Here is a 22,977-nt window from a genome sequence, read left to right on the forward strand (position 1 = left end):
ATTGACCTATGCCCTGATGGTGCAGGGATCGCCCTACAGCCAACAGGCATCTCACAGTGCTCTGCGGTTTGCCGAGGCGCTACCGGCGCAGGGGCATCGTGTGGCAGCGGTCTTTTTCTATCACGATGGCGTTTATAATGCCGCCAGCATGATGACCCCGCCGCGGGATGAGCCTCATCTTCTCGAGCGCTGGCGAGCACTTTATCAGACCCAGCAGTGCGAGCTTCTGGTCTGCGTGGCATCAGCCGTGCGCCGTGGCCTGCTGGATGAAGGCGAAGCGCGCCGTCATGGGCATTCACACCCAACGCTTGAGGCGCCCTTTGAAATGACGGGACTGGGGCAGCTCATGCAGGCGGCACTCCATCACGACCGTTTGATTACCTTTGCGCCTTGAGACAGACATTACGGACAGGGCAGTAACATCATGGATTCAAAAAGCATACTGGTGATCGTGCGCCATCCACCGCATGGCTCAAGCTGGGTACGCGAAGGGCTTGAAACGGCCCTGGTTGGCGCCGCACTGGGGCAGCCGCCAACCCTTCTTTTCAGCGGAGATGGTGTTCTGGCGCTGCTGGCCCATCAGCAGCGAGGCGCACTGGGTCAAAAGGGCAGTGCCGCCATGCTTGAAGGACTGTCGCTTTATGACATCGAGCCACTCTGGTATGACCAGCGCTCGCTTGAAGACCGCGGTCTGGCCGTCGACCAGTTGATGTCAGGATGTCAGCAGGCCTGTATTGCTGACATGATTGCCAAACACGACGTGGTCATGAGTTTTTAATACGCCATTTTCTTTATTGACGAGTGTCCCCATGAGCACGCTTCATCTGATCAACCGCTCTCCCTTTAGCACCAACATCCTGCAGGAGCTTGCTGCCGGTGTATCGCAGGACGATCATGTGCTGCTGGTCGAGGATGGCGTCTACGCAGCATCGGGTACGCTACTGCACGCCCTGCCCGAAGGCATTGAGCTCTGGGCACTCGAGGAAGACTGTGTGTCGCGCGGGGTCACATCCTCCGACACCTCAAAAATGGTCGACATGGCGGGCTTTGTCGCCTTGACCGCCACTACGCATCGCACCGTCAGCTGGTTTTGACCCTCGGGTCAGCTTCGCTTTTTTATCGCCATCATCTCTTTCATTTTCCAAAGCGCCAGAACCCATGACCCCGGATACGGACACCCTGACACTTGCTGATGGCACGATCATCGCGCTTGATAGCGACGGCCATCTGCAGGATCTTGAATGCTGGTCTCCTGAAGTGGCCGAAAAAATGGCCGAGCACGAAGGCCGCATACTAACGCCCGAACATTGGGAAGTTATCGAGCTGCTGCGTGATTTTTACGCCCGCTTTGAGATGGCCCCGGCCATGCGCGCCCTGGTCAAGGCCACTCGCCAGCAGCTGGGTGAGCAGAAGGGCAGCTCGATTTATCTGATGTCGCTTTTCCCAGAAAGCCCGGCACGCGTGGCAGCACGCCTGGCCGGGCTGCCACGTCCTACCAACTGCCTTTAGGTCGATCGATTGAATTTTCTTGCCCACGCCGAACTGGCGCGACACGGCAGCGACGTTTTCATGCTGGGTAATCTGGTGGCCGATGGCATCAAGGGGACGGCGACAGCAGATACCGAACTGGCCAGAGGCGTACGGTTTCACCGTAAAATGGATGCTCTGATCGACCAGCACGAGACGACCCTGGCGCTCAAACAGCAATCCCCCAGCGCGCAGCGACGTGTCTGCGGCATTGCCCTTGATATCGTCTGGGATCACTTTCTGGCCAGGCTGTATCACGATGAGCATTTGAACCAGCGTGTTTATAGCGTCCTGACCCGGCATGCGTCCATGATTCCCGAGCGACAGACGCGGATTTTTGAGCATCTTTGCCGTGAAAACTGGCTAAAGGGCTATGGGGATTTTGGTTTTACCTGTCGCGCCATCGCCGGGGTAGGGACACGTCTCTCGGGCCCCAATCGGCTTGCCGAACTGACGCCTTGGCTGGAAAGGGAATATTCGCTGCTGGAAGACGGTTTTCACGAGATCTGGCCATGGATGCAGCGTGCGGCATGCGAACATGCCGCAACATTAGCTGACCAGTAAAAGACACCTGACGCGCTCACCCGGCATGATTTTCGAGTGGGCCTTGATCACGGCCAGTGCATTGGCGGTCACGCAGGAGCGCAGGATGGAGGAATCCTGATCCTCAAACGCGTACGCGCGGTAGCTGTCCCCGTCCCACTGCAGGGTGACGCGCATGTAATGATCGCGCCCGGCAGTTTCGGTCTCGAAATCCGCTTGAGCGGTGACCTCCGGCAGGACATGCATCTCTTTACAGCCCTGCAGGCCGCCCAGAAGTGGGCGCAAAAAAAGCCACGCGCCGACAAAGCTTGATACCGGATTGCCCGCCAGCCCCACAAAGCGACACTGATCGATATGTCCCAGCGCCAGCGGCTTGCCGGGTCGAATCGACAGACGCCAGAGATCCAGCTCTCCCAGTGATTCCAGTGCACGACGGACATAGTCGGCGTCCCCGACCGAGACCCCCCCGGTAGTGACAATGACATCGACCTGACGGGAGGCACGATCAAGTGCCTGTGTCATGGCGTCAAGCGTATCCGGCACCTGCTCCACCAGCGAGAGCTCGGCCCCAAAGCGCACCAGAAGATCCATCAGCATGAACCGGTTGCCGTTATAGATCTGTCCGGGGGCCAGCGACTCTCCCGGCAGCTTCAGCTCATCACCGGTAAAGAGCAGCCCCACACGCGGCTTGCGATAGACCGGCACCTGGTCAAATCCCTGACCTGCCAGAAATCCCAGCGCGGCACTATTGAGCCGTGTGCCCTGAGCGATCAGCTCTGTACCGGTAGTGATTTCTCGACCCTTCAGGCGGACACTGTTGCCCGCCGCAAGACCGGCAGGAATAAAAGCGCCATCATCACGGACATCCACTTCCTCCTGCATGATGACGCTGTCGGCGCCTTCGGGCAGGGGCGCTCCGGTGAAGATGCGTGCACAGGTGCCGGCTTCAAGCGGCAGCGCCTGCTGGCCGGCCATAATGCGCTGACTGACGGGCAGCACTTTGCCACTGTCTGCGGCACGCAGGGCATAGCCATCCATCGCGCTGTTATCAAAGGGCGGCGTATCGTGACGGGCATGAAGCGTTTGCGCCAGTACGCGATCACCGGCCACTTCAAGCGCTACCCATTCGCACGCCAGCGGTGCGAGCCCCCTTGAAAGCGAGTCGAGTGCCTCCTGCGGGGTATGCAGACGACCGCCATCAGCCATGCTGCCTCCGTCCAGGAATTACCAGATTGGCAAAATTGCAGGGCTTGTGCCTGCTATCGAGCTGTTCGGCAAGAATGCCGTCCCAGCCGGTACGACAGGCGCCGGTAGAGCCTGGCAGGCAAAACACGGCCGTATGGTTGGCAAAACCTGCCAGTGCGCGGCTTTGTATGGTCGAGCTGCCGACATCATCCTGCGAGAGGCGACGAAACATCTCGCCAAAGCCTTCGATATGGCTATCGAATAAAACGCTGACGGCCTCGGGCGTGGAGTCCCGTCCGGTGAAACCGGTCCCCCCGGTGGTGATCACGATCTGCACCTGTGGGTCGGCAATCAGGCGCGCCACTTCTGCACGAATCTGATAGAGCTCATCACGAATGATCTGTCGGAAAACGCAGTGATGACCCGCGCGCTCAAGAGACTCGATCAGCAGGGCGCCGGAGCGGTCGCTGCTTTCATCGCGAGTGTCGGAAATCGTTAAAACGGCAATCTTGAGCGGGATGAAGTCGTCACTCACGAGGAAGGTTTCTCCTTTGCGTTCTGGCGTGCTTCAAGTGCCTTGAGCTGTTCATCGGTGGCCGGCGGCTGATGATGCGCCTTCCATTCGCTGTAGGGCATGCCATAGACATGTTCACGAGCGCTTTCCAGATCCAGCTCGACATGGCGCTCCTCGGCCGCCGTCACCAGCCACTTGGACAGGCAGTTGCGACAGAAGTCGGCCAGAATCATCAGGTCAATGTTTTGTACGTCACGATTGTCATCAAGATGCTTGAGCAGGCGACGAAAGGCGGCCGCCTCAAGCTCGGTTTGCGTCTGCTTGTCCAGTTGTTCCATGTTCAGCTCCTGTAAGCGCCCTGAAGGCTGAAAGCCAACGATAAAAGGAGGGCAAAACCATTGTAGGCCGTCATCACGGCCTGGTGTAGTGACGACAGGACCAGGATATCAGGCGCGCTCGCCCGGCGCGCATACTGACAGTACCAGGGCATCGGTATCGCTGATGGATACCTTGGCGTGCCCCATGTCGCTGTCGAAGTAGAGACTGTCACCGGCGTCGAGCTGAAGAGGCTCATAAAATTCGCTATAGAGCAGAATTGCACCCTCCAGTACCAATAAAAACTCTTCACCGCCATGACGGACCCAGTCCGGAAATGCCTCGATGCTGCGGGCGCGAACGATCGTCTTGAAAGGCGTCATCAGCTTCTGTGCCAGCTGTGCCGATAAAAGCTCATGCTCGTAGGTGGGCGTTGGGTGCTGTTCTCCCTGACCGCTGCGCGTCAGCTCACGCCGGCCGGCATTGCAGGGCGCACTGCGCGGGCTCTTCAAAAGCTGGGGCATATCCAGCTCAAGCCCGATCATCAGCTTTTGCACGACCACAAAACTGGGGGATACCAGATCGTTTTCAATCTTGGAAAGCGTTGAGCGTGCCACCCCGGTGCGCCGGCTGACCTCTTCAAGCGTCAGCTGCTGGGCACGGCGAATTTCACGCAGACGCTCCCCCAGCCGCAGGGGCTCGACAAAGGGTTTTTGCCCGCGGGCGACCGTCATGCCGGCCCCTGCTTTTGCCTCACGATCTGTCATTCTGGACGGATATCCTTGTCGACGCCGAGCGTGTGTACCGTCAAGGCGCCAGCCGGCTTTTCAGCCAGTGACCATCGGATGTCCGCAAGCGGTAGCGAATTCGATCATGAAGACGGCTGGGCTGGCCCTGCCAGAATTCGACCATGACCGGCACCACTCGATAGCCCCCCCAGTGCGGCGGCCGTTCGACCTCATTGTCCTGATAGGCATGTTCAAAGCGATGGGTACGCTCGTCGAGCCATTGGCGGTTCGGAATTTCAACGCTTTGCTGAGAGATCCAGGCGCCCAGCTGACTCGCTCTCGGGCGCGAGTGAAAATAGGCATCCGAGGCTTTTTCAGAGACCTGCTCCACGTGCCCTTCAATACGGACCTGACGCTGCAGGGTCGGCCACCAGAACACCAGCGCTGCGTGAGGGCAGCTGCCCAGCTCGCTTCCCTTGTGGCTTTGATAGCTGGTGTAAAACACCATGCCGTTTTCATCGAAATCCTTGAGCAGCACGATACGCGCATGTGGCACACCTTCATTGTCTGCCGTGGCCAGCGTCATGACGTTGGCGTCATCTCGCTCGCTTTCGACTGCAGCGTTAAGCCACTCGGAAAAAAGAGGCCATGGCGTTTCAGGCGTATTGTCACGGTCAAGCGTCTCACCGACATAATCTCGACGCAGATCAGAAATGGTGCTCATAAGCGGTTTCCTTGAAGCTTCGGGAGGCATCATCCGATCTGCCTCGCAATGTTGTTTCGGGCCTGATCCAGCATCCTGCCCGGGGATCACCCGGTGCCCGGGGGATTATCATTGCGTTGCCAGCGATGAATGTACAACGCATAGCTGCCGGCACTGAGCAGCAGGGTAAGGGCAGAAAGCGCCTCGACCAGACCCAGCCACCACAACCCCGGCAGTTGCAGCATGACCGCACCCTGAATGATATAAAGCACGCTGACAAACGCCAGCCAGCCGTAGCCGCGTCGACGCTCAGTGCGCAGTACAATACCCAAAAGCGCCAGCGGGGCGAGGCGCACCAGTACGGGAAGCAGTGTCTCGGTGCCGCCTCGTTGTGACAGGATTATGCCCGTGAGCAGAGTCACGGCCATGAGCGTGATCCAGCTGACCATCACGACCCGCCGCGCCCTGTGTCTGGCGCCGCCGGCGCCATAGCGCTGCTCGAAGGTACGAAACAGCACGGTTACTGCCCTCGCGCCGCTTCAAGTGCCAGTGCCAGACGTGCCAGACGCTTGCCCTGAGCCATGGCCAGCGCGCGCTCGTGCTCGTCGATGCTGCGGTCGTTGTCCGGCCCGGCAAAATGACTGGCGCCATAGGGCGTGCCACCGGTACGCGTGGAGAACATTTCATCCACGCTATAGGGAATACCTGCGATGACCATGCCATGGTGCAAAAGGGGATTCATCATTGTCAGCAGGGTGCTTTCCTGACCACCATGAATGCTGGAAGTCGAGGTAAAGACCGTGGCTGGCTTGTCGACCAGTGCACCGTTGAGCCAGAGCGTACTGGTGCCATCCAGAAAGTGCTTGAGCGCCGCTGCCATGTTGCCAAAGCGCGTAGGGCTCCCCATGGCAAGCCCGGCGCAGTCACGAAGATCATCATGACTGGCATAAACAGGCCCTTCATCAGGGATATCGCTGGCCACCGCTTCACATTCGGCCGAAACCGCGGGCACCGTGCGAAGGCGCGCCTCGATACCGCCTACTGATTCAACACCTGCGGCAATATGGCGGGCAATATCACGTGTCGCGCCCTGCCGGGAATAATAAAGCACCAGTACGTAGGGTCGGGTCATGACATATCCTTGTGGGAACGATAGAGACCAATTCTGGCAGGAATGCCACCATTGTGCCCATTGAGGCCCGGGTTGTCAGGCCACACCGTCTTCAGATTCGATTGGCCTGACCATCAGGTGGTCGCTATGTTTCAGGGAGACATCAAGTGTTTATCGTCAGGAGCGGGACAAGGTGAGACGTTTTTCCATACCCCAACCCTTGTGGCTGTTGCTGATGCCGTTCAGGGCCATGATAAAGCTCGTCAAACGTTTTAATGCTCATGACGGCCTGCAGACGGCAGCCTCGCTGACGTATACCACGCTGTTTGCGGTGGTGCCGCTGACCACCGTGGTGTATGCCCTGTTTGCAGCGATCCCTGAGTTTCAGGATGCAGGGGATCGCATTCAGCAGTTCGTGTTCCAGCAGTTTGTCCCTGAAACGGGGCAGACCATTCTGGATACGCTGCGCGGGTTTACCCAGCAGGCACGAGGGCTGACCATGGTCGGCGGCGTCTTTTTGCTGATCACCTCGATTTTGATGATGATGACCGTGGAAAGCGCGCTCAATCGAATCTGGGGGGTGCGTCACAATCGGCATGGGCTGATGGGGTTTCTGGTGTACTGGGCCGTTTTGACGCTGGGCCCCATTTTGATTGGCAGCGGCTTTTTGCTGTCTTCCTATCTTGCCTCCATCAGCATATTGAATTCGGCAGCGTCCTGGCTGGGCGGTAGTGATTTCATTTTGCACTTTCTGCCGCCGATCCTTAGCTTTCTGGCGTTCTGGTTTATCTACATCACCGTGCCCAATGCGCGCGTGCGCTTCAAACATGCTGCGGCCGGCGCACTACTGGTGTCGATCTCGCTGGAGCTGGCCAAGTGGGGCTTCTCCATTTATGTCACCAACTTCCCTTCCTACCAGATCCTTTATGGCGCCTTCGCCGCCGTGCCATTGTTTCTGCTCTGGATATTTTTGAGCTGGTTCATCATCTTGATGGGGGCAGAGCTGTCTGCCTGGCTGGGAGAAACCCAGCATGCCGACTGGCGTCGCTGGCCGCCGTTCTGGCAGGCCATGGGCATGCTGACCCTGCTGCATGAGAGGCAAATTCGCGGCGAAGGAGCATTGCGAGCCTCAAATGTGCGAAGACGGCTGGGAGGGCACTATCACAAGCTGTTGAACGTGTTGTCCGAGCGTGGCTGGATTGTGATCAGTGAAGAAGATGAGTGGGTACTGGCCAAATCGCTTGATACCCTGACGCTTAGTGAAGTCGTGGCCGGCCTGCCCTGGAACATGCCCGAGCACTATCGGCCACCGGAAGGCTATAATGCGCTGGCTGACATCATGCGTACCGCGCAGCAGCGCTATCATGAGGCGCTGGATGTTTCGATGATATCAGCCCTGACCAACCAGGCCGGTGATAAAACGCCTGCCACCCCATGACGGCATTTGCCGGGAGGCTCGGCACTTCATATTCTGTTCCCGATGCGACGCTCTGACATTGATGCTGCGTAACCCACAGCAAACCCTGTTCGAACGACAAGCCTGTTGGTGACGCTGCCAATCGGCGAGGAGTAGCCCGATGAATGCCAATCAACGCGATGAGCAGCTTTTTTTCAGCGAAATGGCCGATGTCATTCCGCTCAACAAGGGGCGCAACCGCGCTGATGCTGGAAGCACCGGCGCGCGAACGCCCAGCGATGCCCAGCTGGCTCGACGGGCCAGCGCTCAGGATGGCGAGCAGGAGAGCAACTTCCTGTCCGATGAATTTGTAGACCTGCTGCCGGCCAACGACCCGATCGAGTTTCGACGCGACGGTATTCAGACCGGCGTTATCGAGAAATTGCGCCATGGCGGCTATCAGGTCGACTCCCAGCTTAACCTGATCAAGCGACCGGTTATCGAGTGCCGTCGAGAGCTTTTTAACTTCATCCGTCAGGCGCATCACCATGAGCTGCGCTGTGTGATGATCATCCACGGCCGTGGCAAAAGCGATGAGAGCCATGCCAACGTGGTGCGCTCCTATGTCGGTAAATGGCTTGAGCAGTTTGATGAAGTGCAGGCCTATGTTACGGCCCAGCCGCGTCACGGCGGCATCGGCGCCACCTATGTCATGTTGAGAAAGGCGCCCCGTGCACGTCAGCGTAATCGTGAGTTGCATCAACGCCGCCGCGCGCCCTGAGCACAAGCTTTACGACTATCAATTAAAACGACCGCCAACAAAAAGGGTCTCTCATCAAGAGGCCCTTTTTCGTTGCCAGACTCATGCTGCTGACGGGGCGTTACGGCTATTCGTCGGGGTTGTAGGAGAGAATCGGCGACAGCCAGCGCTCCATGGTGTCGCGCGACATGTCCTTGCGCGCGGCAAGAGCATCGATCTGGTCGCGACTGATCCGCCCGGTCGAGAAATATCTTGATTGCGGGTGCGAGAAGTACCACCCGGACACTGCAGCCGCCGGCCACATGGCAAAACTTTCAGTCAGTGTCAGCCCTGCGTTTTTCGGGGCATCCAGCATCTCGAACAGCGCCGCCTTTTCCGTATGGTCCGGGCAGGCCGGGTAACCGGGAGCCGGGCGAACGCCCTGATATTTTTCACTGATCAGGTCGTCGTTATCCAGCGTTTCCTCCGGGACATACCCCCAGTGCTCGCGACGCACGCGCTCATGCATGTGTTCTGCCAGCGCCTCGGCCAGACGATCCGCCAGCGCCTTGACCATGATGGCGTTGTAGTCATCGCCGTTTTGTTCATAGTGTCTTGCCAGCTCATCCGCGCCGTGGCCTGACGTTACGGCAAATCCGCCGATCCAGTCCGCGCGACCGCTCTCTTTCGGTGCCACGAAGTCGGCCAGGCTATAGCAAAGGCCATCACGGTTTTTGGTGGTCTGCTGGCGAATATGATGAAGCTGATGAATCACTTCGGTGCGAGACTCATCGGCGTAGACCTCGATGACATCGTGATCGACCGTGTTGGCCGGCCAGAAGCCGATCACGCCACGCGCCTGCAGATGGCGCTCGTCGATCAGCTTGTCGAGCATGGCGGTCGCATCCTGATAGAGATTGCGTGCAGCCTCACCGACCACATGGTCTTCGAGAATTTTGGGATACTTGCCCGCCAGCTGCCAGCTCATGAAAAAGGGCGTCCAGTCGATGTATCTGACCAGCATGCGCAGATCGATGTCATCAAACACGCGCAATCCGGTGAAGGCCGGTCTGGGCGGTTCATAGTCGCTCCAGCCCCCATCAAAGCGCCGTTCACAGGCCTGGGCGTAGTTAAGATCGGCTGATTTGGGGCGTCGCTTGCTGTTACGTTCACGCACCTTTTCATACTCGGCGCGAATCTCGCCGACGTAGGCTTCCTTGAGTCCGGGCGAGAGCAGCCTGCTTGCCACGCCGACGGCGCGCGAGGCGTCAGTAACATAAACCACGGGATGGCTGTAGGCCGGCTCGATCTTGACTGCCGTATGGGCCTTGGAGGTGGTGGCGCCCCCGATCAGCAGCGGAATATCAAAGCCCTGACGCTCCATTTCTTTCGCCACGTGCACCATCTCATCCAGCGACGGCGTAATCAGGCCTGAAAGGCCGATGATCTGAGCGTTATGTTCGCGCGCGGCCGCAAAGATTTTCTCGGCGGGCACCATGACGCCCAGGTCGATGACTTCATAGTTGTTGCACTGCAGCACCACGCCCACGATGTTCTTGCCGATATCGTGTACATCCCCCTTGACCGTGGCCATGATGATGCGGCCCTTGCTGTGATCCTCATCACTCTTTTCGGCCTCGATGTGCGGGATCAGGTACGCCACGGCCTGTTTCATGACGCGTGCGGATTTCACCACCTGCGGCAGAAACATCTTGCCGGCACCGAACAGATCACCCACCACGTTCATGCCGTCCATGAGCGGGCCTTCGATCACCTCGATAGGGCGGTCAGCACGCTGACGCGCCAGTTCGGTGTCTTCTTCGATATAGCTGGTAATGCCCTTGACCAGTGCATGCTCGATGCGCTTTTCGACTTCCCAGCTGCGCCACTCGAGATCCTCCTTTTTCTGGACGCCGCTACCGTCATCCTTGTAGCGCTCGGCAATGTCCAGCAGCCGCTCGGTGGCATCCTCGCGGCGGTTGAGCACCACGTCTTCCACCGCATCGCGCAGTTCCTGGGGCAGATCGTCGTATACCGCCAGCTGACCGGCGTTGACGATGCCCATGGAAAGTCCGGCATGAATGGCGTGATAGAGAAAGACCGAATGAATGGCCTCACGAACCGTATTGTTGCCTCGAAAGGAGAAGGAGACGTTGGACACACCGCCGGAAATCATGGCATGAGGCAGGTGCTGCTTGATCCAGCGCGTGGCCTCGATAAAGTCGACCGCGTAGTTGTTGTGCTCCTCGATACCGGTGGCGATGGCAAAGATATTGGGATCGAAGATGATGTCTTCTGCGGGGAAATCGATCTCGTCAACCAGAATGCGATAGGCGCGTTCGCAGATTTCGGTCTTGCGCGCCATGGTGTCGGCCTGCCCCTGCTCATCAAAGGCCATGACCACAATGGCGGCGCCAAATCGGCGGCACTGTTGTGCCTGGTAACGGAAGCTGTCTTCGCCTTCCTTCATCGAGATCGAGTTGACGACGGCCTTGCCCTGAACGCACTTGAGGCCGGCCTCGATGATCTCCCACTTGGAGGAGTCGATCATGATGGGCACGCGCGAGATATCCGGTTCGGAGGCCACGAGCTTGAGAAAGTGCTCCATTGCCCCCTTCGAGTCGAGCATCCCCTCATCCATATTGATATCGATGACCTGAGCCCCGCTTTCGACCTGCTCAAGGGCCACTTCAAGCGCGGTATTGAAATCCTCTTCCTTGATCAGCCGCTTGAAGCGGGCAGAACCGGTCACGTTGGTGCGCTCGCCGACGTTCACGAACAGCGATTTTGCATTGATATTGAACGGCTCAAGTCCCGAAAGACGACAGGCCGGCGCAATATCGGGCACCTTGCGCGGGGGAAGGTCGGTCATCACCCGCTTGATCGCGGCAATATGCTCAGGCGTCGTGCCGCAGCAGCCGCCCATGATGTTGACCAGCTGCTGCTCGCCAAAGGTGCGCACGATCTCGGCCATTTCATCGGCTTCCTGATCGTACTCACCAAATTCATTGGGCAGACCGGCATTGGGATGGACCGACACATGGGTGTTGGCGCGTCGTGAAAGCTCTTCCAGGTAGGGCCGCAGGTCCTCTGCGCCAAGTGCGCAGTTGAGCCCTACGCTGATCGGACGGGCATGACGTACGGAATTCCAGAACGCCTCGGTGGTCTGTCCCGACAGCGTCCGCCCGGAGGCATCGGTGATGGTACCCGAGATCATGATGGGTACGCGGTAGCCGAGCTCTTCGAACAGCACATCGAGGGCGTAAATGGCCGCCTTGGCATTGAGCGTATCGAAAATGGTCTCGATCAGAATCAGGTCGCTGCCACCCTCGATCAATGCGCGCGCGGCTTCGACATAGTTGTCGACCAGCGCCTCGAAGGTAACGTTACGCTTGGACGGATCGTTGACGTCCGGCGAGATGGAAGCCGTGCGGCTGGTTGGCCCCAGCACACCGGCGACAAAGCGCGGCAGCCCCGTTTCCAGTGCCACTTCATCGCACACGGCGCGTGCAAGACGGGCAGCTTCGTAATTCAGCTCAACCACCAGCTCCTCGGCGTGATAATCCGCCTGGGAGAGCCGGGTGCTGTTGAAGGTATTGGTTTCGATAATGTCGGCACCGGCTTCCAGATAGTCGCGGTGCAGACGCGTAATCACCTCGGGCTGGCTGAGTACCAGCAGGTCGTTATTGCCCTTGAGATCACTTTCCCAGTGCGCAAAGCGGTCGCCGCGAAAGTCCTGCTCGGTCAATCGCTCGTTCTGGATCATGGTGCCCATACCGCCATCAAGGATCAGTATGCGATCCGACATCAGGCGAGTCAGCGTCTCCAGAACCGGCGAATCGGCAGCTTGAGGCATGGAAGGAGATCTCCGGGTAAATGATAAGGCGTCTATGGAAGAGGGCGTATTCTAGCAAACCCCTGTCAGGCGGACAGGCTTGTGGCCTGAAAGACATTCACGACCGGCATGAACCTTGATCATTCATACCTTATCGGGCAAGGCACCAGATTGTGATCCGACATCTTTATTTACCCGAGTATTGCACTCGGATTTGTCGCGAGCGGCTGGCTGGCATAAAATATCGACAGATTTCTTTATTGCGATTGCGCACGAGGCCGTCAATGAGTCAGAGCATCGAAATTACCGAAAGCGCGCAGGAGTATCTCGCCGACCTGCTTTCGCGTCAGGACGTCGAAGGCATCGGTGTGCGTGTCTTCATTACTCAGCCGGGCACGCCCTACGCTGAAACCTGCCTGGCCTACTGCAGGCCGGGAGAGGAAGAAGAGAGTGATGAGCGCATTCCGCTTGAAAGATTTGACCTCTTTCTTGAAAAGCACAGCGTGGCCTTTCTTGAGGATGCCGTCGTTGATTTCAATGCCGATCGCATGGGCGGGCAGCTCACCATCAAGGCGCCCAATGCCAAGATGCCCCAGGTCAGCGACGACAGTCCGCTCGAAGATCGGGTCAACTACATCCTGTACAGCGAGATCAATCCCGGGCTTGCCGCACACGGTGGCGAGATTCGCCTGATTCAGCTGACAGAAGACAATGTGGCCGTGCTGCAGTTCGGCGGCGGTTGTCAGGGGTGCGCAGCCGTTGATGTCACGCTCAAGCAGGGCGTTGAAAAGACGCTGACCGAGCGCATTCCGGAGCTTACGGCGATTCGCGATGTGACAGACCACACCGATACGACCAACGCCTACTATTGATCGACCGATCAGGGCTATCGTCAGCCAGCCCAGGACGTTGAACGTAAAAACCCCGGTATGTCGGGGTTTTTTTATGGGCGCTTTCGGGTGAAACGTCTTTTTAAGTCAAGGCGCCCTAGTAAACGAAAGGCGGCATGGGCGCCTTGGACAGGCGCTCCTGCAGCACTCTGAGCTCGGTGCGAAGTCGTGCCAGTTCCTGGTCACGCTCGGCAAGCAGACCCGAGAGATGATCCTCCCGCCCGCGGCTTTCCTGAAGCTGCTGCTCATTGTGGCGAGCATGCTGGCTTACATCGCGCATCTTGCGCTCTTCTTCCTGCAGGGTACGCCGCTGCTGCTCCATCTGGGTCGTGAGCTTCTCGATACGCTCTTCAAGCTGCTCGTGGCGACGGCGCGCCTGCTTCTCGAGCTCCTGCTTTTCATGACGAGCGCTATCGAGCAGCTGCATCAGACGATTTTCAGCGCTTTCATGGCGTGACTCTTCCTGCGCCAGGCGCCGCTTGTGCGTTTGATCAAGCTGCTCAAGGCTTTCGTGATGCTCACGTTCAAGACGGTCGCGCTCTTCGCTGAGCGTATTGATCTGTCGGTCCCGCATGGCCAGCCGCTGATCCCGTTCTTCAAGCTGTCCGCGCAGATGCGCCGCTTCGCTTTCCAGGCGGGCGAGATTGGTCGCCTTTTCCTCAAGCCGGGCGGCCGTACTGTCCAGTCGCTCGCTCAGGGCGGACAGTCGCTGCTGGGTGTCTTCAACCCGGCGCTGGGCCTGTCGGGTTTCCTCCTGCGCCTGCTCTACCTGCTCATCGGACTGCTGGCGATAGAAGGCGAGAGCTTCACCGGCTTCTTCCTGAGCCTGCTGCCACAGGCCTGCCAGAGCATCGTGCAGGCGCTCCGGAATGGCCTGCGGCAGAGGCACATCGCGATTTTCCTCACGCCTTGCCCGCCACTCCCGCAGGTGATCACTGATCGTGGTGAAACTACCGGTACCCAGCACTTCACGGATGCGCTGAACACTCGGCACATCACCGCGCTGTATCAGGGTTTCTATCGCCCTTTGTACATCTTCGAATTGCACGCCACTTCGTGCCATGACGGCCTCCTGAGTTCCCTGTAATCGCCCGGTAGTTGCTTGTTATTGAAGATGGGCTGCGTATGGCCATCACTATAGCGGGTTATTGTGTCAAAAGCATTATTACGTAAATACGTATTACGTAATTATATTTATCACAAAATGGATAAATTCATGATTACGCGTCTTATCATGATTTTATCCATCATAATGAGTATCCTGTGCCACAAGGGCAACCAGAGGCCCTGAACGGGGAAGCCATGAAAAAAGCGTTAAATATCGAGCCTGATACCGAGGGGGCGCATAACGGCGTACTGGTAGACCGCGACCGTCATGTGTTACCCGGTCAATTGGTCGAAGCCGGCAATGATCGAGAGATTGTGGCGGCGTGGCTCAAGGAATATCGCGCCAGTCCCCAGACCTTTCGCCAGTACCGCAAGGAGGCCGAGCGGCTGCTGTTATGGCTTGAGGGGCAGGGCAGGCGCCTTGTGGATATTGATCGACGGACGCTGGACGAGTTTGAACACTTTCTTGCTGACCCAAGGCCTGCCAGTGACTGGATCGGGCCACCCAGACCCCGGTACAGCGAAGAGTGGCGTCCATTTCGAAAGGGGCTTTCTGCCGCCAGCCGGCGCCAGAGCCTGGTCATCCTGCAGACGCTTTTTGGCTGGCTGATAGAAGCGGGGTGGCTAAGCCGGAATCCGTTTCGATTGATGCGTGACAAGCGCCGGCGGCTGGATAATACGCAGTCAGGGGTCGAGCGCTATCTGGAGCGCCCGCTTTGGCAGTGGTGCTGGCAGCGACTCAACACGCCGGCTCCGATCGATGCCACACCCAGAAGACGATACGAGATTGAGCGGCGGCGCTTCATCTTTGCCTTTGCCTATTTGCTGGCTCCCAGGGTGGGTGAAATGAGCCATGCGCGCATGAACGACTTCCAAAAGCGCGAAGGGCATTGGTGGTGGCAGGTCACGGGCAAGGGCAGCAAGCAGGCCAGCATTCCCGTACCGGATGCCGTGATGACGGCCCTGGCGCAGTGGCGCGCCGTGCTGGCGCTGCCGGCCACGCCATCACCGGAGGAAGACACGCCTGTGATCAGGGCGCTGGATGGCAAACGAGGTGTCGGTGACAACCAGCTCTATCGCATGATCAAGACGGCCTTCGAATCTCTGGCAGCAGAAAAAGAGCAGGGCGTTGAAGGGGAAAGGCATGAAGCGCAGCGCCTTCGTCAGGCGACCCCGCACTGGCTTCGTCACACCGCCATTACCCATCAGGCCCAGCAGGGCGTAGAGCTGCGTTATCTGGCGCGCACGGCGCGTCACTCAAGGCTTGAGACAACGGCCCGCTATCTTCACGCTGAAGCACAGGAGTGGCACGGACAGATCAATCGCCACACGCTCGATCTGCCAGACGAAAGCGGGGATGACACGCTATAATGCCCACCTTTCCCCTATACCAGCACATGGAGCCGGCATGAGTCCGCAAGAGGCGCAGCAGGAATTGATCGAAGAGTTCGACATGTTTGATAACTGGATGGACCGTTATCAATACATCATCGATCTGGGCAAGCTGTTGCCCGCCTTTCCTGACGAATGGAAAAACGACGACACGCGCCTTGACGGTTGCCAGTCCAATGTCTGGGTTCAGGGCGAAAAGCAGGGCGAGAATCTGCACTTTCATGCCATGTCAGATGCCGCCATCGTGTCGGGCCTGATCGCCATATTGCTGCGCATTTACAATGACCGAACGCCGCAGGAAATCCTCAACACACCGCCCGATTTTCTGGCGGCGCTGGATCTGGACAAGCATTTGTCACCGACTCGCAGCAATGGGCTGCACGCCATGCTCGAGCGCATCAAGACGACGGCACATGCTCATGTCTGATACGAATGCGATCAAACCTGCCATTCTCTGGCACGCGGCAGAGCAGGCATGAAGCAGTTCGAGATTTATCAGCACCCTGATGGTCGGCTTGAGGCGGTCAAACTGGGCTGGAACTGGCCGGCCTTCTTTTTTGGTGCGCTCTGGGCACTGTACTGCCGGCTCTGGAAGATTGCCGTACTGACCTTCGTGGGCGTTTTTATAGTGTCGATGGCAGGCGCGCTCGATGAGAGCGGCCTGCTTGATGTGATGGTCAACATTGTATGTCTGGGGCTTTATGTCGCTTTTGGCCTCAATGGCAATCGCTGGAAACAGCGCCATCTGGTGGCCAGCAGCTTCCAGTCTGCCGGCACCCTGGAAGCCAAAAGTATCAAACAGGCCATCGCCGGACACATTGAGAAACAACAGACTCAAGGCGCCGATAGGGCGTTTCATACCTTTCAGGCCTGATCCCGATGCTCCTGATCAAGCTGTTCATCCGGCCCGGCGTCACTACCGGAACCTGAATCAGGATGTCTGCAGTGGCGGCATGACGCCCCTGCAGGGGGCACCAGGTCGACGCCACCGGCACAAAACGGATGGCAACGCAGGATTCGCCTGAGCGCAAGCCATCCGCCGCGCATGGGGCCATGAATCTGAATGGCCTCGATTGCGTAGTTGGAACAGGTTGGCCAGAAGCGGCATCGCGGCCCGATGAGTGGGCTGATGCCATATTGATAGACACGCACCAGCCCGATCAAAACGCCACGAAGTCCCGTTAACAGCCCACGCTTTAGCTGACGCAGCGCATCAGCTGTTGCCATACAGGGCCTCGGCTGACATCAGGGGTGCCGTATCCACCTGCGCGACCTTGTCATCAAGGGCCAGATAAAAGCAGGTGCGCCGTCCGGTGTGGCAGGCAGGGCCCGTCTGATCCACCTTGAGCAATAGGGTATCGCCGTCGCAATCCAGCCACGCCTGATGCAGCATCTGTACCTGCCCCGAAGATTCGCCCTTGCGCCACGGCTTTTGTCTGGAACGTGACCAGTAGCAGACACGCCCGGTCTGCAGCGTCTCTTCAAGCGTCTGGCGCGTCATCCACGCCATCATCAGCACTTCACCGCTGTCGAACTGCTGGGCAATGGCCGGTATCAGGCCATCGTCATTCCAGCCGGCCACTTCCAGCAGCGTCTCGATATCTGCCTGATGACCAATGCCCGCCTGCTCGAGCGCCTTGTAGGTTGGTGAGGATGCACTCATGTCTTTACGCACTCCATGGTGATTGGCGACGAATGATTGTTGACGATAGATAATTATCGGCGACGATAGGTCACGCGCTCGCCAGCCGGGGCTTCGGCAAGCCTTTTACCATCCCAGGCAACGACGCCATTAACGATGGTGGTGTCGATGCTGCCACGCAGTGCCTTGTTCTCAAAAGGGCTCCAGCCGCACTTGTAGAGCAGTTCATCGCGGATAACGGTGAAGCGCTTTTCAAGATCCACCAAAACGAGATCCGCCATATAGCCTTCTCGAACAAAGCCACGGTCTTCCAGCTCAAAACGTCGGGCCACGTTATGACTGGTTTTCTCAACGATGGTGGTCAGCTCAAAGTGGCCGGCGCTGACCTGATCGAGCAGGGAGGAGAGGGCGTGCTGCACCAGCGGCATGCCGGAAGGCGCACTGAAATAGGGATTGTTCTTTTCTTCCAGCGTATGCGGCGCGTGATCGGTGGCCACGATGTCGATTCGCCCGTCGTTGACCGCTTCACGAATGGCCTGACGATCGGCCGCGGTCTTGATGGCCGGATTGCACTTGATCCATGACCCCAGCCGCTCGTAGTCCTCATCGCAGAACCACAGGTGGTGCACACAGGCTTCCGCCGTGATCAGCTTGCCCTCCACGGGGCCGGGCTCGAACAGCGCCATTTCTTCTGCCGTGGTCAGGTGAAGCACATGCAGGCGTGTGCCATGCTTGCGCGCCAGATCGATCGCCATGCTGGAGCTTTTATAACAGGCCTCGCGCGAGCGGATTTCACCGTGCAGCGAGAAGGGCACCTGTTCTCCGAAACGCTCGCGCGCCTGACGCTCGCTTTCCTGAATCATCGGTGTGTCTTCGCAGTGCGTGATCACCGGAATTTTTGCACTGGCAAAGATGTCTTCCAGCGTTTGCGGTGCGTCGACCAGCATGTTGCCGGTAGAAGCCCCCATGAAAATCTTGATGCCACAGGTCGCCGACGGATCCAGTGCCTTTATGGCTTCCAGATTGTCGTTGCTGGCCCCGTGGTAAAAGGCATAGTTGGCATGTGATCGACCGCGCGCCAGTGCATATTTGTTTTCCAGTGCCTGACTGTCCAGGGTCGGGGGTTTGACATTGGGCATTTCCATGTAGGTTGTGATTCCGCCGGCGACCGCCGCGGCCGATTCTGTGGCCATATCTCCCTTGCTCGTCAGGCCCGGCTCACGAAAATGCACCTGATCATCGATCATGCCGGGGAGCAGATAGCGACCCCGCGCATCGATGACCTTTTTGGCATCACGTGACAGAGAGGGAGCGATGGCATCAATGCGCCCATCAAGGATGCCGACATCCAGTTCGCGAATGGTGCCTTCATTGACGACGCGGGCATTGACGATCAGCAGATCAAACATGGCATGGGACCTGTGTGATGAAATAAAACGAAAGTCACGATAAAAATAAAAACCGGGCCACCTTCGATCAGGGTGACTGTCGGCATTTCTGACAAACGCCGGAAAGCTCGATGGTCTGGCGCTCAATGACAAACCCGTGGCCGGCCGCCGTCTCTTCCAGACGCGCCATGGTGTCATGATCATGCATCTCTTCGACAAGACCGCAGCGACGACAGATCATGAGCTGAAAGCCACGGGCATGATCCGGGCACGGGCAGGCGACATAGGCATTGAGCGATTCAATGCGATGCACCAGCCCCTGTTCGAGCAGAAAATCCAGAGCGCGATACACCGTGGGCGGTCGCGCCGAGGCATGTTCGGTGGAGAGCAGGTCAAGAAGCTCATAAGCCTTCAGACCGCTGGAGTGTGCACTGATGATTTCAAAGATTCGGCGACGGATGGGCGTAAAGCGCACGTTATTGTCATGACAACGCGCTTCGGCCATGCGCAGCAGGCTGGATACATCAGGCATTGAATGTTCTCATCGTTGAAAGCGCAGGACAGCATATGAAATATGCGCTTATGGTAACGTCATCGGGCAGGGCTCGCACCTTGAGGAACCTATGAGATGTCACTGAACAGCGAATGGTAAAATCCTGTTCACACCTTATTTAACATAATATATATTATGCGAAGTCACTGTGCATGGTCAGTGCAGCCTCATATGGTCGGCGCCATAATGGTTTATATTCACCACATCGAATAATGTTGTTGTGTTGTTTCTCAGGAGATCGCCCCATGAAGTATTCACGTCCGTTGACAGGCTGCTCGACGCTTGCATTAACACTGACAGCGCTCTGTCTGCCCACGCTGGCCTTTGGTGCCTGTCAGGATGTTCGTGACCGGATTGCCCAGAACATCGAATCCAATGGCGTTGAACCCATGGGCTACTCCCTTCAGGTCATTCCAACGGCCGATGCCGATCAGGCGGATGGTCAGATCGTTGGCCACTGTGAAAGCAATCAGTACCAGATTGTCTATCAGCGTCACTACCGCACCAACAGCGCTGAAACAATGGAAGACACGTCTTCCGACGAAGATGAAATTGATGGCGCCTCTTCGCCAGTAACAGAAAATGTGTCACCCAAGGCATCGGATACCTCGCCGGCATCCGTGGAGGCTCCCGAGACATCCTCACCCAACCAGACCGACAGTGATCCTTCATCAGATAGACGCCGGATCGAGACGTCCGATATGCCGGTCAATCCTGAAAGCTCTGCCCGTTAAGGGTCGACCACCTTCAAGTGTCGCATCTTCCTTCTAAACAATGAAAAAGCCTGCTCACATGAGCAGGCTTTTTTAGGCCATTAACGGATGCCAGGATCTATCAACGCCGTATTTCAGTCATCTGCCGGCGCGTAGGAGCCATCTTCGCGGTGCACTTCCCGGCCGGTCAGCGGCGGATTGAACACACAGGCAACGGTCATGCCCTTTTCCTTGCCACGCAGCCAGTGTTCATCGTGCTGGTCCAGCAGATACATATCACCGGCCTTGATAGTATGCTTTTTACCGTCGGCAATGGTTTCTACCTCGCCTTCGCCTTCATAGCAAAAGACGGCTTCGATATGATTCTTGTAATGAATGTGGGTTTCCGTGCCCGGGCGAATTCGGGTGATGTTAAAGGAAAAACCACAATTGTCTTCGGCCAGCATCAAACGCGTACTGTCCCAGTTGCCGTTTTCGGCTTCAACAAAGCGGTCGGTCTTGCGGCACTCTTCAAGGTTACGAACGATCATCGGTCTATCTGCCTTTTCTGATCACAATCTACAGGGATCACTGTCGCGGCGGACGATAGACGCCCGCCAAAGCCACTCTAATGACAGTTATTCAATGAGACTACGAATGCTTCTTTCAAGAATGGTCAGGCCCTGCTCAAGCTCATCATCGGTAATGGTCAGCGGACAGAGACACTTGACGACCTCGCCTGCCTGGCCACTGGTTTCAATAATAAGACCGCGCTGAAAGGCGCCGTGCGTAATCTCGTCAGCCAGCTCACCACTTCCGACATCTATGCCGCGCATCATGCCACGCCCACGCTCTTTCGCGGGGTGGCCGACATCGCTGAGCAATCCGGCCAGCATTTCAAAGCGCTCGCGAATCACCTCGCCCTTGCGCTGGACATCCTGTTCAAAGGTATCGTCCTTCCAGTAATGACGCAGCGCCTCGGCGGCCGTCACCATGGCCAGCGTGTGGCCCCGGAACGTGCCGTTATACTGACCCGGCGTCCATTTATCGAGATCACGACGCATCATCAGCATGGCAAACGGCAGACCATAGCCGGACAGCGACTTGGAATTGGTTACCATGTCGGGCTTGATACCGGCATGCTCGAAGCTAAAGAACTTACCGGTACGACCACAGCCGGCCTGAATGTCATCCACAATCAGCAGGATATCGCGCTGCTTGCAGATCTCGGCCAGCCGTTTGATCCATTCAATGGACGCTGCGTTAATACCGCCCTCGCCCTGCACCAGCTCAACGATGGCTGCCGCCGGACGGTCCAGGCCGCTGGATTTGTCATCCAGTGCCTTCTCGACATAATCGAGCGTATCCACCCCTTCACCCAGATAGCCGTCATAAGGCATGAACTGGGCACCAATGGCCGGCACACCAAGCGCATCGCGGAATTTTGCATTGCCGGTGGTCGCCAGCGCCCCCATGGTGACGCCATGAAAGCCGTTGGTGAACGTCAAAATATTGGAGCGCCCCGTGATACGACGCGCCAGGCGAATGGCAGCTTCAACCGCGTTGGTACCGGTGGGCCCGGGAAGCTGAATCTTGTAGTCCAGACCGCGTGGCTTGAGGATCAGCTCTTCAAGCGTCTGATAAAAATCCTGTTTGCCATGGGTCCAGAAATCGAGGCCATGGACGATGCCATCGCGCTCGATATAGTCCATCAGTGCCTTTTTCAGCACCGGGTTATTATGGCCATAGTTCAGAGTGCCGGCACCGGCGAGAAAATCGATGTACTGCGTGCCGTCGGTAGTCCAGAGATGAGCGCCACAGGCGCGGTCAAAAACAATGGGAAAAGAGCGAGAATAAGTGCGAACTTCAGATTCCATCCGTTCAAAATACTGCGTGTCCATTAACAACACTCCTCCGTATCAATAGGGTTGGGTCAGAAACTCAAACTGTCATGGTCAGATCTGCTGCGGATCAAAGGGCCCTATCCGTACCAGATTTTCCGGATCGTGCTCTCCACCAAGCTGTTCTTCAGAAAAATATTCGCGACTATTAAGCGGTGCCTGCCAGCGCTGTGCCAGGCGCCTGAAAAGCCCCCAAGACGCTTCGTTATCAGGCGTAATGGTGGTTTCAAGATGACGTACGCCCGCCTGATGTTCACGTCTGAGGACGGTCTCTACCAGTTTACGGGCAAGCCCTGTGCCTCGGGCTTTTTCGCCGACTGCAACCTGCCATAAAAAGAAGGTATCCGAGGCATTGGTTTTAACATAACCCGAGACAAAACCAACGATTTCACCATCACCCAAAGTAGCCACGGCGCAACGGTCACGAAACTGCGTGGCCAGCAGCAGATAGGCGTAAGCGGAATTGACATCCAGCGGCGGGCAGGCCTTGATCAGTTCATAGATACCCCAGCCATCATCCGTCCCGGGTGGGCGAATAAAAATGGGGGACTCCCCTTCAATGATCATCTCGGCCAGATCGGGATGGGAGATATCGCTTGCCGCCGTCGTTGTTTGATTGGTTGGTATCATCGATATTTCGCAGTTGGCGAATTAGGCACGCATAATAACAATAACTTATAGAACCATCAAATTCTGTTGTTATGATTTGCCGATAGATCCATAATTCATCTTTATGGGAAAGAAACAATTTTTTCTGGAACCAGAGCCTCTAAAATCAGAGCCCATGACTGGCCAGCCCAATTAACTATAGACAAG

At 57.4% G+C, this 22,977-nt stretch carries 28 protein-coding genes; 12 read left to right on the forward strand and 16 right to left on the reverse strand.

Going from position 1 to position 22,977, the window contains the following annotated elements:
* Position 1 precedes the first annotated feature (1 nt).
* The 5 genes from tusD to KSP9073_RS13755 all read left to right on the forward strand — a co-directional run bounded on the left by tusD (position 2) and on the right by KSP9073_RS13755 (position 2,091).
* Positions 2-394, forward strand: coding sequence for a sulfurtransferase complex subunit TusD (gene tusD, locus KSP9073_RS13735; RefSeq protein WP_108843544.1), 393 nt, complete (start codon positions 2-4; stop codon positions 392-394).
* Positions 395-424: 30 nt separating this feature from the next.
* The gene (gene tusC, locus KSP9073_RS13740) at positions 425-778 is read left to right on the forward strand and encodes a sulfurtransferase complex subunit TusC (RefSeq protein ID WP_108843545.1); all 354 of its coding nucleotides are present in this window, start codon (positions 425-427) and stop codon (positions 776-778) included.
* A gap of 31 nt (positions 779-809) precedes the next feature.
* A complete protein-coding gene (tusB, locus tag KSP9073_RS13745) occupies positions 810-1,094 on the forward strand; it encodes a sulfurtransferase complex subunit TusB (RefSeq protein WP_108843546.1) in 285 nt (94 codons plus the stop codon).
* A gap of 64 nt (positions 1,095-1,158) precedes the next feature.
* The gene (locus tag KSP9073_RS13750) at positions 1,159-1,509 is read left to right on the forward strand and encodes a TusE/DsrC/DsvC family sulfur relay protein (RefSeq protein WP_108843547.1); all 351 of its coding nucleotides are present in this window, start codon (positions 1,159-1,161) and stop codon (positions 1,507-1,509) included.
* Between the two features lie 9 nt (positions 1,510-1,518).
* Positions 1,519-2,091, forward strand: coding sequence for an acyl carrier protein phosphodiesterase (locus tag KSP9073_RS13755; protein ID WP_108843548.1), 573 nt, complete (start codon positions 1,519-1,521; stop codon positions 2,089-2,091).
* On the opposite strand, the gene KSP9073_RS13760 is transcribed toward KSP9073_RS13755, so the two are convergent.
* From KSP9073_RS13760 to wrbA, 7 genes are all read right to left on the reverse strand, one after another.
* Positions 2,077-3,276, reverse strand: coding sequence for a molybdopterin molybdotransferase MoeA (locus KSP9073_RS13760; RefSeq protein ID WP_108843549.1), 1,200 nt, complete (start codon positions 3,274-3,276; stop codon positions 2,077-2,079). The genes KSP9073_RS13755 and KSP9073_RS13760 overlap by 15 nt on opposite strands.
* Positions 3,269-3,790, reverse strand: a complete 522-nt coding sequence (moaB, locus tag KSP9073_RS13765; RefSeq protein WP_108843550.1) for a molybdenum cofactor biosynthesis protein B — start codon at positions 3,788-3,790, stop codon at positions 3,269-3,271. The genes KSP9073_RS13760 and moaB overlap by 8 nt, the downstream gene beginning before the upstream one ends.
* Positions 3,787-4,107, reverse strand: a complete 321-nt coding sequence (locus KSP9073_RS13770) for a DUF1244 domain-containing protein (protein ID WP_108843551.1) — start codon at positions 4,105-4,107, stop codon at positions 3,787-3,789. Before KSP9073_RS13770 ends, moaB begins: the two co-directional genes overlap by 4 nt.
* A 108-nt stretch (positions 4,108-4,215) precedes the next feature.
* On the reverse strand, positions 4,216-4,851 hold the full coding sequence (locus KSP9073_RS13775) for a helix-turn-helix domain-containing protein (protein WP_207771479.1): 636 nt from the start codon (positions 4,849-4,851) through the stop codon (positions 4,216-4,218).
* A gap of 40 nt (positions 4,852-4,891) precedes the next feature.
* The gene (gene pdxH, locus KSP9073_RS13780; RefSeq protein ID WP_108843552.1) at positions 4,892-5,536 is read right to left on the reverse strand and encodes a pyridoxamine 5'-phosphate oxidase; all 645 of its coding nucleotides are present in this window, start codon (positions 5,534-5,536) and stop codon (positions 4,892-4,894) included.
* An 86-nt stretch (positions 5,537-5,622) separates the two neighbouring features.
* The gene (locus KSP9073_RS13785; protein WP_108843553.1) at positions 5,623-6,033 is read right to left on the reverse strand and encodes a DUF2069 domain-containing protein; all 411 of its coding nucleotides are present in this window, start codon (positions 6,031-6,033) and stop codon (positions 5,623-5,625) included.
* A gap of 2 nt (positions 6,034-6,035) precedes the next feature.
* On the reverse strand, positions 6,036-6,647 hold the full coding sequence (wrbA, locus tag KSP9073_RS13790) for an NAD(P)H:quinone oxidoreductase (protein ID WP_108843554.1): 612 nt from the start codon (positions 6,645-6,647) through the stop codon (positions 6,036-6,038).
* 172 nt (positions 6,648-6,819) lie between these two features.
* On the opposite strand from wrbA, the gene KSP9073_RS13795 reads away from it, so the two are divergent.
* Both KSP9073_RS13795 and smrA read left to right on the forward strand, forming a co-directional pair.
* Positions 6,820-8,064: a YihY family inner membrane protein gene (locus tag KSP9073_RS13795; RefSeq protein ID WP_133241032.1), complete on the forward strand. Its 1,245-nt coding sequence runs from the start codon at positions 6,820-6,822 to the stop codon at positions 8,062-8,064.
* Between the two features lie 139 nt (positions 8,065-8,203).
* On the forward strand, positions 8,204-8,803 hold the full coding sequence (smrA, locus tag KSP9073_RS13800; protein WP_108843556.1) for a DNA endonuclease SmrA: 600 nt from the start codon (positions 8,204-8,206) through the stop codon (positions 8,801-8,803).
* Between the two features lie 106 nt (positions 8,804-8,909).
* Here smrA and metH read toward each other — a convergent pair whose 3' ends face one another.
* A complete protein-coding gene (gene metH / locus KSP9073_RS13805; protein WP_108843557.1) occupies positions 8,910-12,617 on the reverse strand; it encodes a methionine synthase in 3,708 nt (1,235 codons plus the stop codon).
* A 263-nt stretch (positions 12,618-12,880) separates the two neighbouring features.
* Here metH and nfuA point away from each other — a divergent pair, with 263 nt between their 5' ends.
* A complete protein-coding gene (gene nfuA / locus KSP9073_RS13810; protein ID WP_108843558.1) occupies positions 12,881-13,468 on the forward strand; it encodes a Fe-S biogenesis protein NfuA in 588 nt (195 codons plus the stop codon).
* 115 nt (positions 13,469-13,583) lie between these two features.
* Here nfuA and KSP9073_RS13815 read toward each other — a convergent pair whose 3' ends face one another.
* Positions 13,584-14,549, reverse strand: coding sequence for a DNA-binding protein (locus KSP9073_RS13815; protein ID WP_108843559.1), 966 nt, complete (start codon positions 14,547-14,549; stop codon positions 13,584-13,586).
* A 239-nt stretch (positions 14,550-14,788) separates the two neighbouring features.
* Here KSP9073_RS13815 and KSP9073_RS13820 point away from each other — a divergent pair, with 239 nt between their 5' ends.
* The 3 genes from KSP9073_RS13820 to KSP9073_RS13830 are packed head-to-tail and all read left to right on the forward strand — an operon-like array spanning position 14,789 to position 16,859.
* Entirely contained in the window at positions 14,789-15,964 is a 1,176-nt protein-coding gene (locus KSP9073_RS13820; protein WP_108843560.1) for a tyrosine-type recombinase/integrase, read from the forward strand.
* Positions 15,965-16,001: 37 nt separating this feature from the next.
* The gene (locus tag KSP9073_RS13825) at positions 16,002-16,412 is read left to right on the forward strand and encodes a SufE family protein (RefSeq protein WP_108843561.1); all 411 of its coding nucleotides are present in this window, start codon (positions 16,002-16,004) and stop codon (positions 16,410-16,412) included.
* A 48-nt stretch (positions 16,413-16,460) separates the two neighbouring features.
* Complete coding sequence (locus KSP9073_RS13830) at positions 16,461-16,859, forward strand: DUF2628 domain-containing protein (protein WP_108843562.1); 399 nt, start codon at positions 16,461-16,463, stop codon at positions 16,857-16,859.
* Here KSP9073_RS13830 and yidD read toward each other — a convergent pair.
* The 4 genes from yidD to KSP9073_RS13850 all read right to left on the reverse strand — a co-directional run bounded on the left by yidD (position 16,850) and on the right by KSP9073_RS13850 (position 19,547).
* Positions 16,850-17,212, reverse strand: a complete 363-nt coding sequence (gene yidD / locus KSP9073_RS13835) for a membrane protein insertion efficiency factor YidD (protein ID WP_108843563.1) — start codon at positions 17,210-17,212, stop codon at positions 16,850-16,852. The genes KSP9073_RS13830 and yidD overlap by 10 nt on opposite strands.
* Positions 17,199-17,648, reverse strand: coding sequence for a phosphoribosyl-AMP cyclohydrolase (gene hisI, locus KSP9073_RS13840; RefSeq protein WP_108843564.1), 450 nt, complete (start codon positions 17,646-17,648; stop codon positions 17,199-17,201). Before hisI ends, yidD begins: the two co-directional genes overlap by 14 nt.
* A gap of 53 nt (positions 17,649-17,701) precedes the next feature.
* Complete coding sequence (locus KSP9073_RS13845) at positions 17,702-19,036, reverse strand: dihydroorotase (RefSeq protein ID WP_108843565.1); 1,335 nt, start codon at positions 19,034-19,036, stop codon at positions 17,702-17,704.
* 67 nt (positions 19,037-19,103) lie between these two features.
* Entirely contained in the window at positions 19,104-19,547 is a 444-nt protein-coding gene (locus tag KSP9073_RS13850; RefSeq protein WP_108843566.1) for a Fur family transcriptional regulator, read from the reverse strand.
* Between the two features lie 266 nt (positions 19,548-19,813).
* Here KSP9073_RS13850 and KSP9073_RS13855 point away from each other — a divergent pair, with 266 nt between their 5' ends.
* Entirely contained in the window at positions 19,814-20,302 is a 489-nt protein-coding gene (locus KSP9073_RS13855) for a DUF1161 domain-containing protein (RefSeq protein WP_165814263.1), read from the forward strand.
* Positions 20,303-20,415: 113 nt separating this feature from the next.
* On the opposite strand, the gene KSP9073_RS13860 is transcribed toward KSP9073_RS13855, so the two are convergent.
* The 3 genes from KSP9073_RS13860 to ectA all read right to left on the reverse strand — a co-directional run bounded on the left by KSP9073_RS13860 (position 20,416) and on the right by ectA (position 22,728).
* Positions 20,416-20,811 carry an ectoine synthase gene (locus KSP9073_RS13860; protein ID WP_108843568.1) on the reverse strand — a complete coding sequence of 132 codons (396 nt, stop codon included), beginning with the start codon at positions 20,809-20,811 and terminating at the stop codon, positions 20,416-20,418.
* 87 nt (positions 20,812-20,898) lie between these two features.
* Positions 20,899-22,161 (reverse strand): diaminobutyrate--2-oxoglutarate transaminase, encoded by a 1,263-nt coding sequence (ectB, locus tag KSP9073_RS13865; RefSeq protein ID WP_108843569.1) that lies wholly within the window; start codon positions 22,159-22,161, stop codon positions 20,899-20,901.
* Between the two features lie 54 nt (positions 22,162-22,215).
* Entirely contained in the window at positions 22,216-22,728 is a 513-nt protein-coding gene (gene ectA, locus KSP9073_RS13870; protein WP_439330965.1) for a diaminobutyrate acetyltransferase, read from the reverse strand.
* Positions 22,729-22,977: the final 249 nt, after the last annotated feature.

It is taken from the genome of Kushneria phyllosphaerae (assembly GCF_900312995.1).
In the GTDB taxonomy this organism is placed as follows: domain Bacteria; phylum Pseudomonadota; class Gammaproteobacteria; order Pseudomonadales; family Halomonadaceae; genus Kushneria; species Kushneria phyllosphaerae.

Coding starts and splice junctions, on each gene's coding strand:
- KSP9073_RS13860 (WP_108843568.1), bottom strand. CDS start 20,811: ATGATCGTTCGTAACCTTGAAGAGTGCCGCAAGACCGACCGCTTTGTT.
- KSP9073_RS13775 (WP_207771479.1), bottom strand. CDS start 4,851: ATGACAGATCGTGAGGCAAAAGCAGGGGCCGGCATGACGGTCGCCCGC.
- nfuA (WP_108843558.1), top strand. CDS start 12,881: ATGAGTCAGAGCATCGAAATTACCGAAAGCGCGCAGGAGTATCTCGCC.
- KSP9073_RS13855 (WP_165814263.1), top strand. CDS start 19,814: ATGAAGTATTCACGTCCGTTGACAGGCTGCTCGACGCTTGCATTAACA.
- KSP9073_RS13820 (WP_108843560.1), top strand. CDS start 14,789: ATGAAAAAAGCGTTAAATATCGAGCCTGATACCGAGGGGGCGCATAAC.
- tusC (WP_108843545.1), top strand. CDS start 425: ATGGATTCAAAAAGCATACTGGTGATCGTGCGCCATCCACCGCATGGC.
- wrbA (WP_108843554.1), bottom strand. CDS start 6,647: ATGACCCGACCCTACGTACTGGTGCTTTATTATTCCCGGCAGGGCGCG.
- smrA (WP_108843556.1), top strand. CDS start 8,204: ATGAATGCCAATCAACGCGATGAGCAGCTTTTTTTCAGCGAAATGGCC.
- pdxH (WP_108843552.1), bottom strand. CDS start 5,536: ATGAGCACCATTTCTGATCTGCGTCGAGATTATGTCGGTGAGACGCTT.
- ectA (WP_439330965.1), bottom strand. CDS start 22,728: ATGATCATTGAAGGGGAGTCCCCCATTTTTATTCGCCCACCCGGGACG.
- hisI (WP_108843564.1), bottom strand. CDS start 17,648: ATGAGTGCATCCTCACCAACCTACAAGGCGCTCGAGCAGGCGGGCATT.
- KSP9073_RS13815 (WP_108843559.1), bottom strand. CDS start 14,549: ATGGCACGAAGTGGCGTGCAATTCGAAGATGTACAAAGGGCGATAGAA.
- KSP9073_RS13770 (WP_108843551.1), bottom strand. CDS start 4,107: ATGGAACAACTGGACAAGCAGACGCAAACCGAGCTTGAGGCGGCCGCC.
- KSP9073_RS13845 (WP_108843565.1), bottom strand. CDS start 19,036: ATGTTTGATCTGCTGATCGTCAATGCCCGCGTCGTCAATGAAGGCACC.
- KSP9073_RS13760 (WP_108843549.1), bottom strand. CDS start 3,276: ATGGCTGATGGCGGTCGTCTGCATACCCCGCAGGAGGCACTCGACTCG.
- metH (WP_108843557.1), bottom strand. CDS start 12,617: ATGCCTCAAGCTGCCGATTCGCCGGTTCTGGAGACGCTGACTCGCCTG.
- ectB (WP_108843569.1), bottom strand. CDS start 22,161: ATGGACACGCAGTATTTTGAACGGATGGAATCTGAAGTTCGCACTTAT.
- KSP9073_RS13750 (WP_108843547.1), top strand. CDS start 1,159: ATGACCCCGGATACGGACACCCTGACACTTGCTGATGGCACGATCATC.
- tusB (WP_108843546.1), top strand. CDS start 810: ATGAGCACGCTTCATCTGATCAACCGCTCTCCCTTTAGCACCAACATC.
- KSP9073_RS13850 (WP_108843566.1), bottom strand. CDS start 19,547: ATGCCTGATGTATCCAGCCTGCTGCGCATGGCCGAAGCGCGTTGTCAT.
- KSP9073_RS13825 (WP_108843561.1), top strand. CDS start 16,002: ATGAGTCCGCAAGAGGCGCAGCAGGAATTGATCGAAGAGTTCGACATG.
- KSP9073_RS13830 (WP_108843562.1), top strand. CDS start 16,461: ATGAAGCAGTTCGAGATTTATCAGCACCCTGATGGTCGGCTTGAGGCG.
- yidD (WP_108843563.1), bottom strand. CDS start 17,212: ATGGCAACAGCTGATGCGCTGCGTCAGCTAAAGCGTGGGCTGTTAACG.